Origin of the sequence: Scandinavium sp. (assembly GCF_036271055.1) — a bacterium.
Lineage (GTDB): Bacteria > Pseudomonadota > Gammaproteobacteria > Enterobacterales > Enterobacteriaceae > Scandinavium.
This window is the reverse complement of sequence record NZ_DATBBJ010000109.1, coordinates 69,686-86,829: the sequence shown is the minus strand read 5'-3', so window position 1 is coordinate 86,829 and position 17,144 is coordinate 69,686. Positions and strand designations below refer to the sequence as shown.

The 17,144-nt window shown below is 48.3% G+C and carries 13 protein-coding genes and 2 pseudogenes; 4 read left to right on the top strand and 11 right to left on the bottom strand.

What is annotated here, in order from left to right; all coding sequences use genetic code 11:
• The coding region (locus VH187_RS23580; protein ID WP_473964793.1) for an RHS repeat-associated core domain-containing protein at positions 1-107 on the bottom strand (107 nt) is incomplete at its 3' end.
• Positions 108-806 (bottom strand): annotated as a pseudogene (locus tag VH187_RS23235) (RHS repeat domain-containing protein); the annotation flags it as partial. It lies immediately after the preceding gene.
• On the opposite strand from VH187_RS23235, the gene VH187_RS23230 reads away from it, so the two are divergent.
• The gene (locus VH187_RS23230; protein WP_329703791.1) at positions 747-929 is read left to right on the top strand and encodes a hypothetical protein; all 183 of its coding nucleotides are present in this window, start codon (positions 747-749) and stop codon (positions 927-929) included. The pseudogene VH187_RS23235 and the gene VH187_RS23230 sit on opposite strands and share 60 nt — an antisense overlap.
• A gap of 33 nt (positions 930-962) precedes the next feature.
• Here the strand turns inward: VH187_RS23230 and VH187_RS23225 are convergent, their stop codons facing one another.
• The 9 genes and pseudogenes from VH187_RS23225 to VH187_RS23185 form a co-directional block, all read right to left on the bottom strand.
• Positions 963-1,169 carry a hypothetical protein gene (locus VH187_RS23225; protein ID WP_329703790.1) on the bottom strand — a complete coding sequence of 69 codons (207 nt, stop codon included), beginning with the start codon at positions 1,167-1,169 and terminating at the stop codon, positions 963-965.
• Positions 1,170-1,171: 2 nt separating this feature from the next.
• A pseudogene (locus VH187_RS23220) lies at positions 1,172-3,244 on the bottom strand (RHS repeat-associated core domain-containing protein); the annotation flags it as partial.
• Between the two features lie 63 nt (positions 3,245-3,307).
• Positions 3,308-3,667 (bottom strand): hypothetical protein, encoded by a 360-nt coding sequence (locus VH187_RS23215; protein WP_329703788.1) that lies wholly within the window; start codon positions 3,665-3,667, stop codon positions 3,308-3,310.
• Complete coding sequence (locus VH187_RS23210; RefSeq protein ID WP_329703787.1) at positions 3,660-7,898, bottom strand: PAAR-like domain-containing protein; 4,239 nt, start codon at positions 7,896-7,898, stop codon at positions 3,660-3,662. The genes VH187_RS23215 and VH187_RS23210 overlap by 8 nt, the downstream gene beginning before the upstream one ends.
• A complete protein-coding gene (locus VH187_RS23205) occupies positions 7,898-9,088 on the bottom strand; it encodes a DUF2169 family type VI secretion system accessory protein (protein ID WP_329703786.1) in 1,191 nt (396 codons plus the stop codon). Before VH187_RS23205 ends, VH187_RS23210 begins: the two co-directional genes overlap by 1 nt.
• A 9-nt stretch (positions 9,089-9,097) precedes the next feature.
• On the bottom strand, positions 9,098-11,092 hold the full coding sequence (gene tssI, locus VH187_RS23200; RefSeq protein ID WP_329703785.1) for a type VI secretion system tip protein TssI/VgrG: 1,995 nt from the start codon (positions 11,090-11,092) through the stop codon (positions 9,098-9,100).
• An 815-nt stretch (positions 11,093-11,907) separates the two neighbouring features.
• Positions 11,908-12,516 (bottom strand): hypothetical protein, encoded by a 609-nt coding sequence (locus VH187_RS23195; protein WP_329703784.1) that lies wholly within the window; start codon positions 12,514-12,516, stop codon positions 11,908-11,910.
• Positions 12,517-13,479, bottom strand: a complete 963-nt coding sequence (locus tag VH187_RS23190; protein WP_329703783.1) for an Ssp4 family T6SS effector — start codon at positions 13,477-13,479, stop codon at positions 12,517-12,519.
• Positions 13,480-13,622: 143 nt separating this feature from the next.
• The gene (locus tag VH187_RS23185; RefSeq protein WP_329703782.1) at positions 13,623-14,141 is read right to left on the bottom strand and encodes an Hcp family type VI secretion system effector; all 519 of its coding nucleotides are present in this window, start codon (positions 14,139-14,141) and stop codon (positions 13,623-13,625) included.
• Between the two features lie 574 nt (positions 14,142-14,715).
• On the opposite strand from VH187_RS23185, the gene tssB reads away from it, so the two are divergent.
• The 3 genes from tssB to tssE are packed head-to-tail and all read left to right on the top strand — an operon-like array spanning position 14,716 to position 17,143.
• Positions 14,716-15,213, top strand: coding sequence for a type VI secretion system contractile sheath small subunit (gene tssB, locus VH187_RS23180; RefSeq protein WP_329703781.1), 498 nt, complete (start codon positions 14,716-14,718; stop codon positions 15,211-15,213).
• 29 nt (positions 15,214-15,242) lie between these two features.
• The gene (gene tssC / locus VH187_RS23175; protein ID WP_329703796.1) at positions 15,243-16,709 is read left to right on the top strand and encodes a type VI secretion system contractile sheath large subunit; all 1,467 of its coding nucleotides are present in this window, start codon (positions 15,243-15,245) and stop codon (positions 16,707-16,709) included.
• Between the two features lie 5 nt (positions 16,710-16,714).
• On the top strand, positions 16,715-17,143 hold the full coding sequence (tssE, locus tag VH187_RS23170) for a type VI secretion system baseplate subunit TssE (RefSeq protein ID WP_329703780.1): 429 nt from the start codon (positions 16,715-16,717) through the stop codon (positions 17,141-17,143).
• Position 17,144: the final 1 nt, after the last annotated feature.

The window sequence follows — 17,144 nt, the reverse complement described above, 5'->3', positions numbered from 1 at the left end:
TTCGCGACATATCCGTAAGGATTCACCCCACCCGCCAGCCCTATCGGGTCCGGGGAGATATACTGCCCACTGTCACCATCATAGTACCGGAACCGGTTGTAGTGCAATCCGGATTCGGGGTCGGCGTACTGGCCTGCAAAGTGCCACGGGCAGTCGGGAGCGGTGTCGTCATTGGCGGCGTGCCAGCCGTTAAAGCGATAGCATTCTGTTTTGCCCCAGACGCTCAGCTTCTGCGCCCGGACCACTTTGCCTGTTTCGGTCAGCAACTCGCGGGGCGTGCCCATGTGGTCTCGGACAATATAGTGCAGTTCGCCGTGCTGATAACGGGCGCCAGGGGTGAGGGAACCGGGTTCATACAGCCAGTAAACGGTCTGCTCAGCGGCCACGCTGCCGTCAGCATACACCGGAGTTTCTGCGACAAGCTGGTTACCGCTCCAGTGGAAGTCATGCCCGATGACTCCGCGACTGACTCCGGTCTGCCGTTTGCTTATCCTGCGCCCAAAAGCATCATAGCGGTACTGCCAGCGTTGGCCCTCGGGGGTGATAAGTTCAGATAACTGATTACTGCTGTCCCAGCGATAGCGCCATTGCTGCGGGCGATATCCGTCGCGGACCTCGAGTTTTTCAACCAGCCTGCCGCAGGCATCGTAACGGTAGCGGGTGTCGCCCCGCGTGGTGACTCGCCCGGTCTGTTGCACCTGTTCGGTGAACTGCATCAGTTCATCGGGCAGGTTGTGGGTGCGCCCGTGGTGACGAATGTTCAGGTTGCGGTCATAAGCGAACAGCTCCAGCTTGGGAAGCTGCCGGACACCGCCTTCGGCGAAGGTGACCTGGTCATTGTTGTCGTAACGATAATCGGTATTTCCCCAGCGCCGGTCCTGGACGTGGGTGAGATTATACGCCTTGTCATATTACTGCATACAGGATAAAGCTAAAGAAGGGTATGTCTGGATTACTTTCTTCTAGCAATAGTGAAAATAGATATCTCTTATTAATGCACCATCAGATTCTTCCAAAGAATCTGTAGAAAAATTATTGAAATCAACAAGGATACCTTTTACAGGGATATCTTCCATTGATAAATATCTTTCAAATTCATTCCTCTTGCTTTCTGGTATGTATTTATTTATAAGGTATCGCAGGTTTTTTACAAGTTCTTCATTGTTCATATTTATTCCGGTAAAATAGTTAAATTATTAAAATTAATAACTGTGCCTCTTTCGCTTGGAAGGAGTTGTATTGCCCCCCCATCGCCATATTGAGGGTAAGAACTTGTAAAAATCTCCAGTTCAGGGCCTTTTCCACCATTTGCTAATGGGATTTTTACCTGAGATACTCCATTTTTATAGAGTTGTAATGTATCAAATTCACCTAACAATCGTGCATCACTCCATGATTTTGGGTTGCCATTTTCAAAGAATATCTGATAAGCATTTCTTGCCTCTCCTCCAGAATTATATTTGGTATATCCAAAATAACTTAAAGGCGCAGATTTGGATGTCATAGTCTTGGCGGCATATGAGTCAGTGCTGTTCATATAGCGATAAGCAGTAGAAGGCATCGTTGAACTCGGACCATTTGGGCCAACATAGAAGTCAGGCACATCCTTACACAACCCCAGCGGATCAACCCATCGCAACGGATTCGCGACATATCCGTAAGGATTAATCCCACCCGCCAGGCCTATCGGGTCCGGGGAGAGATATTGCCCGCTGTCGTCATCATAGTACCGGAACCGGTTGTAGTGCAATCCGGATTCGGGGTCGGCGTACTGGCCTGCAAAGCGCCACGGGCATTCGGGAGCGGTGTCGTCATTGGCAGCGTGCCAGCCGTTGAAGCGGTAACATTCTGTTTTGCCCCAGACGCTCAGTTTCTGCGCCCGGACCACTTTGCCTGATTCGGTCAGCAACTCGCGGGGCGTGCCCATGTGGTCGCGCACGATATAGTGCAGTTCGCCGTGCTGATAACGGGCGCCTGGGGTGAGGGCGCCGGGTTCATATAACCAGTAGATACTTTCACTGTGGGCGGCCGTGCCATCGGCATACACCGGGGTTTCTGCGACAAGCTGATTGCCGCTCCAGTGAAAATCGTATCCGGCGATGCCCTTTGTTGCATGGAGTTTTCGCTTACTTATCCTGCGCCCAAAAGCATCATAGCGGTACTGCCAGCGTTGGCCCTCAGGAGTGATAAGTTCAGATAACTGATTACTGCTGTCCCAGCGATAGCGCCATTGCTGCGGGCGATATCCGTCGCGGATGCCCAGTTTTTCAACCAGCCTGCCGCAGGCATCGTAACGGTAGCGGGTATCGCCGCGGGTGGTGACTCGCCCGGTCTGCTGGACCTGTTCCGTGAACTGCATCAGTTCATCGGGCAGGTTGCGGGTCATACCCTGGTGAAGAATGTTCAGGTTGCGGTCGTAAGCAAACACTTCCAGTTTGGGTAACTGGCGGACGCCGCCTTCGGCGAAGGTGACCTGGTCGTTGTTGTCGTAACGATAATCGGTATTTCCCCAGCGCTGGTCGCGGATGCGGGTCAGGTTGTACGCCCTGTCGTACTCCTGCGAGCGTGAGACCCCCTGCGGCAGAGCGCTGCCATCCTGCGTTCCGGCCCACTGCCCGGTGATATTTCCGGTCGGGCTGTAGCGCTGACTGAGCCGGAAGCCCGCTTCGCTGCACCGCTGAGTTTCCCGGCCCAGCGCATCGTGGCTGATGTTGAGCGGGGCATGGTCATTGACCTGCCATTGCGTAACCCGTCCCATCGGGCCGCGGGCGAACTGCATGCTGACATTGTCCAGTTGCCAGCTCAGGGCGTGGCCGTTCAGTGGATGGTAAGTCTGTTCCGTGCGGCGGCCATTGAGGGTTTCGGCGGTAATGTTGCCGTCGGCGTCATATTCAAATTCTACCTGCGTGTCGGGATTCCGGGCGCTGATGAGCCGGTGTTCGGCGTCGTAGCGGTAATCGGTGGTGGCGAGAAGTGTGTCGTGCCCGTCTGCGGTCTGCCAGGCCTGGCGCTGTATCACCCGGTCGCCGTCATCGTAATACCAGCGGATAAAATGATTATCGAGATAACGGGTACAGATACGTCGCCCGGCCGCATCGTATTCATACTGCAGGGTGCGCCCGGTGAAATCAGTTTCGCAGATGAGCTGCCCGGCTTTATCGTAGGTCAGGCGGTAATGTTCCCCTGCGGCGTTGATGATGTCAGACAGACGGGTGAGGCGGTCGTAGCGGCATTCCAGACGCATGCCATCGGGGCGAACTAAAAAATAAACCGGGAAGATCGTGGAGATCTTTCCCGGCTTTTGTTTTTATATTATCAGGTTGTTTAATAGCAATCTAAACTCAATATAATAATCGGATATTATTTCAGATGACAAATCAGCATCATAATTATTAATTATAAAGTCATCGTCTGGCATAAAATGGCAGGATATTAAAAAGAATATATGTTGGAATGTCGATACAATACCCTTCAATATATCAGTATAATTTTCAGATTTCCCATGATCTTTATACAATCCCGGCAACAATTCACATTCAGCTAATATGCAACTTAATTTATCCTTATTAAAGAAATGGTTATTGTGAAGTTCATATATAAATGAGCCATCTCTTTTTAAAACAGTCTCCGATAGAATAAATTCTTCTTTTTTCAATATATTATCCACACTTCCTCCCCTTCACAGCACCACCGGTTTTATTACCATCCAATCCATAAACGGCTTTATGAGTACCTTTAGAATCATAAACTTCGATTTCATTGAGGTGTAATGTATCCAAATGAAAAAGATCACCTTTCTTTATACCCTCCAAATCAACCTTCTTAATGATTTCAAATACTGGCGCACCTTTCACACGCATTTTTGTTTTGGCTGCCGAGTCGCCTACGGCTTTCCAAAAATCGCTATCAAAAAGAATATTATTCCCGGCGAGACCAAGTGGATCTATCCATGTTAGCGGGTTTTTGACATACGCATAGAGGTTGATACCTCCATTTAGCCCTATCGGGTCCGGGGAGATATACTGCCCGCTGTCGTCATCATAGTACCGGAACCGGTTGTAGTGCAATCCGGATTCGGGGTCGGCGTACTGGCCTGCAAAGCGCCACGGGCAGTCGGGGGCTGTGTCGTCATTGGCAGCGTGCCAGCCGTTAAACCGATAGTATTCTGCTTTTCCCCAGACGCTCAGTTTCTGCGCCCAGACCACTTTGCCGGATTCGGTCAGCAGTTCGCGGGGCGTGCCCATGTGGTCTCGGACAATATAGTGCAGTTCGCCGTGCTGATAACGGGCGGCGGGGGTGAGGGCGCCGGGTTCATACAGCCAGTAAACGGTCTGCTCAGCGGCCACGCTGCCGTCCGCATACACCGGGGTTTCTGCGACAAGCTGATTACCGCTCCAGTGAAAATCGTATCCGGCGATGCCCTTTGTTGCATGGAGTTTTCGCTTACTAATCCTGCGCCCAAAAGCATCATAGCGGTACTGCCAGCGTTGGCCCTCGGGGGTGATAAGTTCGGTTAACTGATTGCTACTGTCCCAGCGATAGCGCCATTGCTGCGGGTGATATCCGTCGCGGATGCCCAGTTTTTCAACCAGCCTGCCGCAGTCATCGTAACGGTAGCGGGTGTCGCCCCGCGTGGTGACTCGCCCGGTCTGCTGGACCTGTTCCGTGAACTGCATCAGTTCATCGGGCAGATTACGGGTCATGCCCTGGTGAAGAATGTTCAGGTTGCGGTCGTAAGCGAACAGTTCCAGTTTGGGAAGCTGCCGGACACCGCCTTCGGCGAAGGTGACCTGGTCGTTGCTGTCGTAACGATAATCCGTCTTTCCCCAGCGCTGGTCGTGAACGCGGGTCAGGTTATACGCCCGGTCATACTCCTGTGTGCGTGAGACCCCCTGCGGCAGAGCGCTGCCATCCTGCGTTCCGGCCCACTGCCCGGTGATATTTCCGGTCGGGCTGTAGCGCTGGCCGAGCAGAAAGCCCGCTTCGCTGCACCGCTGAGTTTCCCGGCCCAGCGCATCGTGGCTGATGTTGAGCGGGGCATGGTCGTTGACCTGCCATTGCGTAACCCGTCCCATCGGGCCGCGGGCGAACTGCATGCTGACATTGTCCAGTTGCCAGCTCAGGGCGTGGCCGTTCAGCGGGTGGTGGGTGTGTTCCGTGCGACGACCATTGAGGGTTTCGGCGGTAATGTTGCCGTCGGCGTCATACTCAAATTCCACCTGCGCGTCAGGATTCCGGGCGCTGATGAGCCGGTGTTCGGCGTCATAGCGGTAATCGGTGGTGGCGATAAGTTTGTCGTACCCGTCTGCGGTCTGCCAGGCCTGGCGCTGTATCACCCGGTCGCCGTCATCGTAATACCAGCGGATAAAATGATTATCGGGATAACGGGTACAGATACGTCGCCCGGCTGCATCGTATTCATACTGCAGGGTGCGCCCGGTGAAATCGGTCTCGCGGATGAGCTGCCCGGCTTTATCGTAGGTCAGGCGGTAATGTTCCCCTGCGGCGTTGATGATGTCAGACAGACGGGTGAGGCGGTCATAACGGCATTCCAGACGTGTGCCATCGGGGCGAACGAGGGCGGTCAGCAGGTCAAAGGGACCGTATTCGTAGCGGGTGGTTTTGCCTTCGCCGTCGGTAAAGCTGGCCATCAGCTTATTGTCAGAATAGCTATGTTGCTGAATGACCCCGTCGGGCAAATTAGTATGAGTAACACTACCACCGGGGCTTGCATGATGTGTGCTTTGCTGGCAGGTTGTAGTCTGATACAAGGGATCGCGTATCTCTAGCATGCGGCCCAGCATATCCTGTTCCAGCAAAGTTTCGCCCAGTGCAGGGTCTGTCACACGATTCAGGCGATGTAGTGGATCGTAACCATAATGCCAGGTCTCGCCGTCCGGCAGAATTTGCTGCAAGAGCTCGCCATTAGCACCAAGGCATTGAGATCTTTGCCGTCCTAGCGGGTCAGTGACGCATTGCAGTCCGCCGAATTCATCGTAATTAAACTGCCAGATTTTGTTCCCTGGCCCCTGAAAGCGGGTGAGGTTGCCATTATCGTCATAGGCATAATGTAGCGTAGTGCCATCAGGAAACGAAATACGTGTTATATCGCCATAGGCATTGTATTCCCATGTCGTTATTCGCTCCAGTGCATCTATTTCAGAAATTCGGTTACCATGCTTCCATGTAGTCAGTGTTTTGCGACTCAGTGGGTCAATTTGGCAAATGACCAGACCTTCGTCATTATATTCAAAGTGAGTTAACCCACCTTCTCCATCCTGATATGTATTTCTGCGCTGTACTTCATCCCAAATAAAGTGGTCATTATAATAACCTTGGGGAGTTTGGGTCTTAATCACTCGACCGCAATCATCATAAAATAAATCCAGCTGAGTACCATCAATGTCACTCCAGCTCGTCATCTGTCCTTCCTGGCTCCAGTGATATAGAATGTGAGAGAACTGGAATGTCTCACATTCTGCTAGCCTACCTCTCTCGTCATAATTACAGGTGACAAGACACTGTGTCTTGTTTTCCATACAGAGGTCTATTGATATGAGTTTTTCTTGCTGCCAACTCAGGTTGAGAATGAAGTTGTCGCTATGATTTATATTAGTCAGTAAGTCATTTTTATAAATAAAATTCGCAGTGTTTCCATATCCATCGCAAATAGCCGAAAGTCGTCTAATTCTCCCTTTCTTCTGAGAAAATACTAATCGGTGTTGTTTTTTTCGGTCAAAGACAGAAAGTTCACCGTGTATATTTCCTGAAAGAACGTATTCTCCTATCCGGCAGTTAACTGCATTAACTAACTGACCATCACTTGGTAAGGTATAGTTAAGAGTCACGCCTTCGTGATCCGTGAATCGAACTATTTTTTTATCTATTTCAAGATAACAAGACCATTCATCCATCCATTTCTCACCAAAAAGCCCTTTGGCATTCGATCTGGAACGGTGAAAGCGGGTGAGATTTAGAGGTAATGTGCCGGGAACGGTGAGTACTGAAAGGTGTTGAAGGAAATCACCCGTAACCATGTCAATAGGTTCGCCTGCGGAACTACATTTACGGGTACATTGAGCATTGGCATCGCTATTACTTGGCTCTGTTTCTTTTTTCCTGATTTGTGCACCCGTTTTACTGAGCGTATACCCCATAAAAACAGATCCAGCTGCAATTTCAATACCTCTAACCTGATCGGTATTAAGTGTTTTCCAGGCCTCAGCGGCTTCCCCTCCTAACTGTTGTACCGCCTCATCTGATGCGCCAGGTACTCGGCTGTAAATGTCACCCGCATGTAACATTGCAGCAATCATCTCGCTATTCATTGCACCATCATCAGTGTGATCGACTGTGAAGTCTGAAATGGCATCTTTGAACTGATGTGTTGCTGCGCTTCTTGAATTGGCCTCTGTTATGTACGACTCACCTTGAATTTCCCAGAAGCTTTTCTCTTCTGAAGTCTCCGGCACGACCGGTGGATTTGCCGCACTCGCAGGAACACTGGCTGCAGGCGCTTCACCATAAATCTTTCCTGTCGTGTTCTTATTATTCATCCAGAAAACGTCACCGTGCCGCAGCACTGGGAATCCACCCGCCTTAAGGGTGGTGCTGTGTTCCAGCGGTTCGCAGATATCCGCAACCGTTCCGCTGCTAATGCCCTTCGCCGTGCCGGGTTCGTCACCTTTTGTTTTTGGGATAAAGCTTTGGGTCAGCACCACCAGTGGCGCGGCGTTGGCCTTGACCGTGGGCACTGTCTGAACAGCGTCCACCAGGTCTGCTGTGACCGGATAAGGGACGGGCGGAGTGGCGGGGCCCATTGGCGTTTTACATACATCCGGACTTAGGCTGATGACGTTCCAGCCATCGGCTTGTCGGGCAACCACATTTTCGGCCATCAGTTCTCTCCTTGAACAATATCAGTCATATAGCGTGCCTCTATTACTCGCAACGGCGCGTCAGCTTTGATGAGATAGCGCCAGGTCAGGGCGACAGTGAGTTTTTCCGTATCCACAATCAGCGTGTCCGCATGCATCAGTTGCGGGATAAGCGTGCCATCCGTCATGCGCAGCAGTACCGCCGCTCGATGGGGTGGAAGCTGTATCTGGATGTCTCCTCGCGGATGTAAACCCTTAAGTTCCAGGCGTATTCCCGGTGGGGGATAGGGGATTTGCTGATCTGGCGGTGCGGCATTCCAGTAACCAAAATCGAAATCGGTGGGTAATCGAGGGTGTCGGGTATCCAGCCACTGCCTGTCGTACGTTCCCGCTTTTTTCAGCCGTGGTTGCCAGCTGCGAGCCAGAATCCCTAATCCCGCAGGCTGATATTCAGCCACGGTTAAATCAGCGTGAGGGTCCAGGCTCGCAAGAAAAGATGTCAGGGTAAAAGGAGCGTTGGGATCAGTAATATTCGGGGCCGGGATCTTTGACGTTTGTGTCGCTTGTTGGTACCAGAGAGTGACATAACCCCGACCTCTGGGATTCGACATGCAGGCCGAATGGGCAAGCGGCGGATTATCGGCCTCGGGATGTTCTGCCTGTTGTTGCTCAGTCAGGTGATACTTTTCAGGGACAAACTTTGCGGCCTCGCTCTCCTTCCCGATTTTGCATTCCCCTCCGTATGCATACTGATAATCCAGCGGAAGGGAAGTGAAGGGGGTTTCAGCGGTGAGTGACCATTGTCCGGACACTGAATGGCGATTAAAAAAATGATCCCCAGTGATGCAAAGATGCTTATCCAGCAACACATGATTTTCATTCGTCAGCAATTTCAGGCCGACCATCATTTCCGTTGTTGTTGAACCCGCAGGGGCGTACGCTGTGCCGTTGACGATGACATCGCAACGCGGTTTGAAAGGCGCGAGGTCACTTTCCTGCAACACCTGCGAATGGTTTATTTCGCCCGCGTATTCATCCAGCATACACAGTGGCATGGAAGGGTTGTCCATGATCCGCGTGATAAAAGAACCTTCATGGGTTCTCTCGAGCCTGAATCCCACCTTCATGGCGATGACATAATGCTCAACATCCTGAGCATCCAGCATGGTGTATTGCAGCGTGGAGAAAGGCGTCAGATTACGAAATTCCATTTCATCACCTCAGTTAATATCGACATCTTTTCCGTTGATGTTGACGGGCCCTGTCGCACTGAAATCAAACGTTGTGCCGCTAATGGTGACTTTCCCGCTGACATCCAAAGTGATTGAGCTGAGACCACAGGTAAATGAAATGCAGGTTGCGGAACTGACCTCTAAAGGGCCGCCGACGATAACACTCTTAAGCAAACCCACTTGCTCTGTTTGGGCCAACGCGACAGAAGTATTCATCTCCCCGGCCACGGTAGTCTGGAAAAGGCCGCCAACTGTGACCGTTTTCATCACGCCCACGGTTTCTGTGCTCGTTATCCCGGTGAAATCTTTTTTGTTTTTTATCGTGGTCATTTTTTGGTTGTTGAGGACAACCTGTCGTAAGTCATGGCCTATCAATACCTTTCTGTCTTTCTTGATCCTGACTTTCTGGTCGTTGCCAATGTTTTCGGTGTGATCGTGGATAACAGTCGTTTTACGATCGTGAAGAACTTTGGTATCCATGTCCTTCTGAGCATGCATCGAGAGCAGTTCCTGGCCGGTACTGTCTTCGAACATCAGTTCGTTATAGCCGCTTCCTTTATAGGTTTTTGAACGAATGGCCATCTGCGTTTTTGTGCCAGGAAGGCTGCCGGGAGAGCGATTATCCTGGTGATATGTTCTGCCCATAATGATGGGCTGATCGGGGTCGCCGTTGAGGAAATCAACAATCACTTCCTGTCCCACGCGTGGGATCGCCAGGTTGCCAAATCCGCTACCCGCCCAGGCTTGTGACACGCGTACCCAACAGGAACTGTGCTCGTTTTTTTGATGGTATCTGTCCCAGTGAAATTTCACGCGAACCCGACCATGCTCATCACAGAAAATCTCTTCACCCGCTGGACCCGTGACAATGGCGCTTTGGGGACCATCAATTTTAGGTTTTGATGGTGGTTGCGTCCTCCAGGTGCGATCTGCCGGAATCACTTCAAACCCGTTTGACATGGTCGTGCCCTGGCCTTGGCTACCGTGCTGCGCTTGCGGCTGGTCCCCTCTTAATATACTGCTCACAACCTGCCATTCCCGATTCAGGGCGGCAGACGGATGCCCGGTGAGAACAAATGTGGTGCCAGGCCATAAGTCAGGAGAAGTGCTGGAACCTGAGGCGGTTTCCGCATTCTGACGCCAGCCCTCCATTTTATATCGGGCAAAATCGCGGCCATGTTGCTCATCTTTGAATCGACCTGGATGGTCAAAAATTTCATACTGCGAATATTGCCCATTCAGGTTTGTGGCGGAATGAGCAAAGGAACCTGCCCAACCCGGTGTTTTGAACGTGTAATCTCGTGTTTCTATTGATGAAGGGCGAATTTGTGCCCTGTACTCAAAATCACTAACACATTCTGTGGAAACGTCAGTCGTGACATTAGGATTAAAAGGCAGGTCCTCGACAGGAAACAGCCCTGCTTCGTTATCACACAGCGTCAATATTTGTTTGGCGCGAACAGGAGAGAATTGATGAAAGAAAAATATGCCTTCTTCTGACCATAGGCGAGTCAGGAATTCGAGATCAGTTTCCCCGTATTGAACGCAAAATTCCCGAGGAGGATGTGATTCATAAAAAATGGGTGTCCAGTCGGTAACGTCATTTTCGGCGAGGAGAATAGTGGATATCTGTTGTATATCTTGTTGTTGAAAAATACGTGAGTTTTTCCGCAGAGAACAACGCCATAATAGTGGGTGTATCGTTAAGGTATAACATATCTGCCAGTTATCATTTTTACCTAATGCCACTGTTGCGACAATTCCGTTAACGCTGCGCTGTAGGATTTCCCCTTGCCAGATATTGAGGGTAGCGTCCTTTTCCAGGAAGTCTTTAGCTTCGAGTTCAAACAGGCTACTCGCAATTACTATTTCAAGCGTAAATGGAAGAGAATGTTGCTGATGTAAGCTGAAGTCGACCACGGCCAGTGCTGTTTCTGCTATTCCGTCAATATTTAGTGTGAATTTAAGTCCTTTTACAGGCATGTTATCTCCGGGTAGTTGAGTGATGCTTATTGAGCTGTTTATTCTTCTTATGAAGGAAGTGTTTGGCTTTAAGGGATTCAAATACAATTCTTCTGTTAATGTAGAAATAAGCCATTTTATTAAATGGTTTACCATTCATGAGCTTATAACATAAGAAAAGAAGGGCGATTTGTCCCGGCGCAAATACCAGTTTTGATAAAATAACGCCATCCGTAAGACACTCGGTAAACAACACAAAAAGTGAAATGAGAGCCATTGATAAATTGATGAGGTAAATGTAGCGAATTAGAATTAAACCCTAAAAACGCCCACCGCCGAGAGCATAGGGTATCAGGCCATTAAAAATAGCAGCAATGGTTATTGACGATAGTGATGTTATTGCGTTTTCTTCAACATTTAATTCAAAATGACCAATGATTGTTTGTGAGCTAATGACAAATAGCGGCAGGAATAAAAAAGTAAAATCGCAGCAGGGACGGTGCTGGGATGCCGGGAGTTCTTCTGGAGAGTAGAAGAATAAATAGATAATTTGTTTGATGAGAGGTTAAGTAATTCGTCTCCTCCTGCTTTAACTACTTTTTGAGCCTTTTTGCTATATTTTATTAATCTGGAAAATCGTTTTCCTGTTAGATACATGCGTTTTTTCATCTATTTTATAACATCGAATGATTGTAGCAGTCCAAAGATGTATTCCCCTGACTTGTTTATGTTTTTGAATGCATTGATAGCGTCGGTGATATATCCCTGCTATTCAGCATAAATCTAGTTAATCCCTGGGGCTACTGAGGTTCTTTATCCTGCGTCAAAGTGATGAGTTAACTTTTATTTGTGATATGACCCCTTACTTGTAATGCTTTTAACGCGATGCGTCTGTTTGCATAAAATCTAACCATTTTATTGAAGGATTTTCCGTTTATTATTTTACTGCATAAAAAAATAAGGCTTAATAGCATCGCAAGTACAATAAAGTGGGGGGCGAGCGCTCTACTTTTTATTATCTCTGAAACCATAATGCAAATAGCGATTGGTGACATAGAAAGATTGAATGAATAGAAGTAATGGATCAATAGCAACCCCCATACATTCCCTCTGCCGAGACAATAAGGTATTGGACCTAGAAATATTGAAGAGATTAACATTGTTGACAATGATATTATGGAGCTTGACTCTGCTGTCAGGTCAAAAAAGTTAATGATTGTTTGTGAGTTAATAACGAATAATGCTAAAAAAATTGGCATTAAAATTGCTGCTGCAAAGGTACTGGGTGGGCGTTTTTTTTGAGGGTGGGAGAAGTATACCTCCATCTCAGGTGAAGAGTGTTTAAGTAATGCTTCGCCACCCAATTTTATAGCCTTATGAGATTTTCTTCCATCGCTAGTGAGCGCAGAAAACGCTGTGCCTGGAGTTGGTTTTGTTCGTTTCATCTAATTTACAACGCTGAATGATTGTAATAATCCAACAACATATTCGCCAGACTTATTGATATTCCTGGGGTTTCGAGCGACACCGCTTATGGCACTTCCTGAGAGGGCCATTGTGCTTGTGATGGCATTTACGAGCTGCTTTGCCAACTCTCCGCGTAAGGAGTCTGTTGGAAATCGTGTAGGATATTTACCAGCTCGAATCATGGTTTTCATGACTTTATTTGATATGCCAGGGTTGAGGTGCTTTATTATACCCTCTGTAAGGCGGGCGCGTTCCATTCTTGAGTATTTCTTTAGCCAGTCGGTAACTTTCATTGAAGATACTGATTTCATTACACGGTATGTCATTACCGCTTCTTTTAATGGTCCGGCAATTGAAGCCAGAGAGATTAAATCCAGGGCAGTGGACGTTGCCAAATACCAATCCTGTGAATCAATCCAGTTAACATTCCGTGCATCGTTAGCTTCTATATCATACAAACGCCATAGTCCATTAACGCACTGCATCAGTGTAGCAACAGATCCAGCGCCAGCGAGTATTGCTAAAGGTGCGCTCATTCCGGCTGTAAAGGGTACTGTACCGGTGATGAAAATCCCTACCGCTGCTGTTAATGCACAAGCTCCACATGATAACAATGTTGAGCCAATTTCCACAGCCAAAGAAGGAGATGTAATGGTTTTCGTAACACGGTCAGAAATATTTTCACGTGTTATTACAGGAACTTTGGTCACCGTTATGTGCGTGACCTGACTAAACCTTGAGAATGCAGAGTAGTTGGCTGGGCGAACTAAGTACGACTGAATGCCGTCATCATAAATAATGCCTACCCCGTAAAACCCACGTTGGCAATCAAGGGCATCAGCTAGTTTTTGAAAATCAATCTCAGCATTCGTCTTACCGAAAACTCGTGACCATTCATAATCTGGAAGGTTATTTTTGTCAGAAAAAGGTGTGAAATTCATAAAGCGCTTCCTGTCCAGGTCCTGCCATTTTCCTTAAGGCACGCTACCGCCAGAGTTTCCGGCATAAGCCATCTCTCAAAGAGTGGTGCTTTAGGTAGAGATAAAGCAGCATTCCACCCAGGCGGAATGCTGTGGGTCAATAATTAGGCTTCCAGCGGAGCACGCCAGTCGTCGGCACCGGACGTTCCGGCAGAAACGTGTTCCCATTCGATTTTGCGATAAGCGAGAGAGACTTTCAGAAGCTGAGTAAACTCGCGTTTTTCTGCGTCCTGGCAATGGGGCATGACGCAGTCAATGTCCACGATGGTAGAATCGGTCAAACGAGTAGTGAAGAAATGCTCTTGCTTGCCCTCGATCGAGGTTCGCCACCAGTGCAGTTCAGTCGTTGGTAACATTTCCCCTGATGCAAGCGCGTTATAAAGTAGCGGAACCGCTTTATTCAATGCGACGGTGAAAATAAACGGCTTGTGTGCACGTTGACCTGCTGGCTGTCCGGACTGAGGATCGGTTGGAACGGTGACATTATGGCTGAACTCCTGGACCAGCATTTCATCCTCATGGCCCTGAACGTAAATGTTACCAACCGATTCGGCGGTGAATGCGCCAGCGGTAATATTTCCCTGGGTTTGGCCTGTTATTGAGATATAACACGGTGTTGGCATAGTAAACTCCTTCTCTCTATTGGTGTGAATTATCTATTAAGACTATTTATTCCTGCGTTTTATTAATTGACGCGGACAACCATTTTCAGGTCGCTTAGAATAATGACAGATCATTCTAGTGAGCGTGGTGGTAATTTTTAGGTCTGAAATCAAACTTTGCTAAATAAAATAAAAATAATTTATTCGGAATGCTTGTGGTTATTGTGTAAATCTATGAATGTTCAGCATTATTTTTTTAAAACTCCTTAGTATTTTCTTGTGAAATGATTATTGATTGTTTATTCATATTTTGTATGCGCATTTCATTTTTTCCGGGGTTAGGAGTGTCTTTTTAATTTAACTGGCTGTTTTGTTTGGTTTTTTGTTTGTGCGTTTTATTTGTTTTTGAATTTGTGATCACACTCTCATTGAAAAATAAAATGTTTTAAATTGTGATATTGTAGGTAATATAATCTGCAAATGAATAGGTATACTAAATCCCTCTTCAGGACGGGTGCTTTATTACGGCTTTCCATAATAGCGCTGTCCTTGTTGAATGAATTAAACATTTCTCATAATTTGACGGAATATATTAATGAGCAACACTAAAGACGGAAGTATAGCCCCCAAGGAACGTATCAATATCCGGTATATACCAAAAACAAATGGGCAGGTTGCGGAAGTTGAACTGCCTCTTAATTTATTGATAACCGGCAATCTAAAGGGAACCGTGGATGATACGCCACTCGATGAGCGGGTACCAGTTTCCATTAATAGAAACAATTTCAATTCAGTGTTAGAGCAACACGATATCGGACGTGAATTCGCTGTGCCATCGGCTCTTAGCGAAACACCTGATACACAACTGGCAATCAATCTGAAAGTGAAATCCCTCGCGGACCTCTCTCCGGACAATATTGCGATGCAGGTACCTGAGCTTAAAAAACTGCTTGAGCTTCGTGAAGCACTGGTCGCGCTCAAGGGGCCGATGGGGAATATTCCAGCATTCCGTGCGCAAATTCAGGCGCTGCTGGGAAACGAAGAAACCCGTGAGCAATTGATTGCAGAACTGGGCATTGCCGGTCGGAAATAACTTTGTAAAAGGATTTCAGTATGTCAGATATGTCATTGCAGGAAGAAATCGCCACAGCCTCTGGGTCATCCTTATTGGATGAAATCATGGCGCAGACGCGGTTTCAGCCAGAATCAGAAAGTTATGATATTGCTCGTCAGGGTGTAGGTGCTTTTATTGCGGCTTTATTACAAAGTGACAGCGAGTCAGACCCAGTCGATATTCTGGCTGTGAACGCCATGATTGCAGATATCGACGAGCGTACAGGCAGGCAGATGGATCTCATTCTTCACGCCCCTGAATTCCAGGAAATGGAGTCATTTCTGCGTTCACTGAAGCTTCTGGTTGAACGGGCTGATACGCGTGAAAATATTAAAATTCACGTCATGCATGTCACCAAAGAAGAGTTGCTTGATGATTTCGAATTTGCGCCTGAAATTACCCAGTCAGGTTTCTATAAGCACGTCTATTCCAGTGGTTATGGCCAGTTTGGTGGAGTACCTGTTGCCGCGGTGATCGGTAACTATGCGTTCGAAAATAATGCCGCCGACATGAAACTACTGAAATACCTGAGTGCAGTCAGCGCAATGGCGCATGCACCTTTCCTTTCTTCCGTTTCACCCGAGTTTTTCGGTCTGAATTCCTACACTGAGCTGCCAGGCATTAAAGATGTCGCCGCTATTTTTGAAGGGCCGGCCTATACAAAGTGGCGCTCACTGCGTGAGTCAGAAGATTCTCGTTATCTTGGGCTTACAGCGCCACGTTTCCTGTTACGTCAGCCATATGCGCCTGATGATAATCCAGTGAAAAGCTTTAGCTATCGGGAAAATGTTAGCCGTGACCATGAAGATTATCTTTGGGGAAATACGGCATTTCTGCTGGCGGCTAATATTGCAGAGAGTTTCGCAAAATACCGCTGGTGCCCGAATATTATTGGGCCACAAAATGGTGGGGCTGTTAAAGATTTGCCTGTGCATCTTTATGAAGCCATGGGTCAGTTGCAGGCCAAAATTCCGACGGAGATCCTTGTTACCGATCGTCGGGAATATGAGCTAGCAGAGGAAGGGTTCATCACTCTGACGATGCGTAAAGGAAGCGATAACGCGGCTTTCTTCTCTGCTAATTCTATTCAAAAGCCGAAGAATTTCCCCAATACTCCCGAAGGAAAAGAAGCGGAAACCAACTATAAGCTAGGCACCCAGTTGCCCTATCTTTTTGTTATCAACCGCCTCGCGCACTACATCAAAGTGCTTCAGCGTGAGCAGATTGGCTCCTGGAAAGAGCGAAGTGATCTGGAACGCGAGTTGAATCAGTGGATACGCCAATACATAGCCGATCAGGAGAACCCACCATCAGAAGTTCGCAGCCGTAAACCACTGCGTCAGGCCAAAATTGAAGTGCTGGATGTTGAAGGTGAGCCTGGTTGGTACCAGGTCGCTCTGTCCGTACGCCCGCATTTCAAATATATGGGGGCCAGTTTTGAGCTCTCGCTGGTTGGGCGTCTGGATAAGGAATAACGAGCATGTTACTGGAGCGGGAGTCTGGCTTTAAGGGCAGTCTGTTTGAGCGTATCCGCGAGGAGTCAGACTCACCTGCACGCCGAAAACCAAAAGAGGCGTTACTGCATTCAGTGCAGGCTAACTTGCAGAATGTACTCAACACCCGCTCCGGGAGCTGCTATGGATCGCCGGAGCTAGGGATCGCCGATTTTAACGATGATTCCTTGGCCTCCGGAAATTACAAAGAAGAGATGGAAAAGGCGTTCAGTCGGTGCATTTCGCGCTATGAACCTCGATTTTCTACGGTGAAAGTATCGGCTGTCGAAATGGATGCCTATGCCCCAATGGAACTACGTTTTCATATTACGGCGAATATCGATGCCATTAATAGCCAGGATGTCCTGGAATTTGACATCTTGCTGGACAATCACCAGCACTGGCACATGGAGTAAA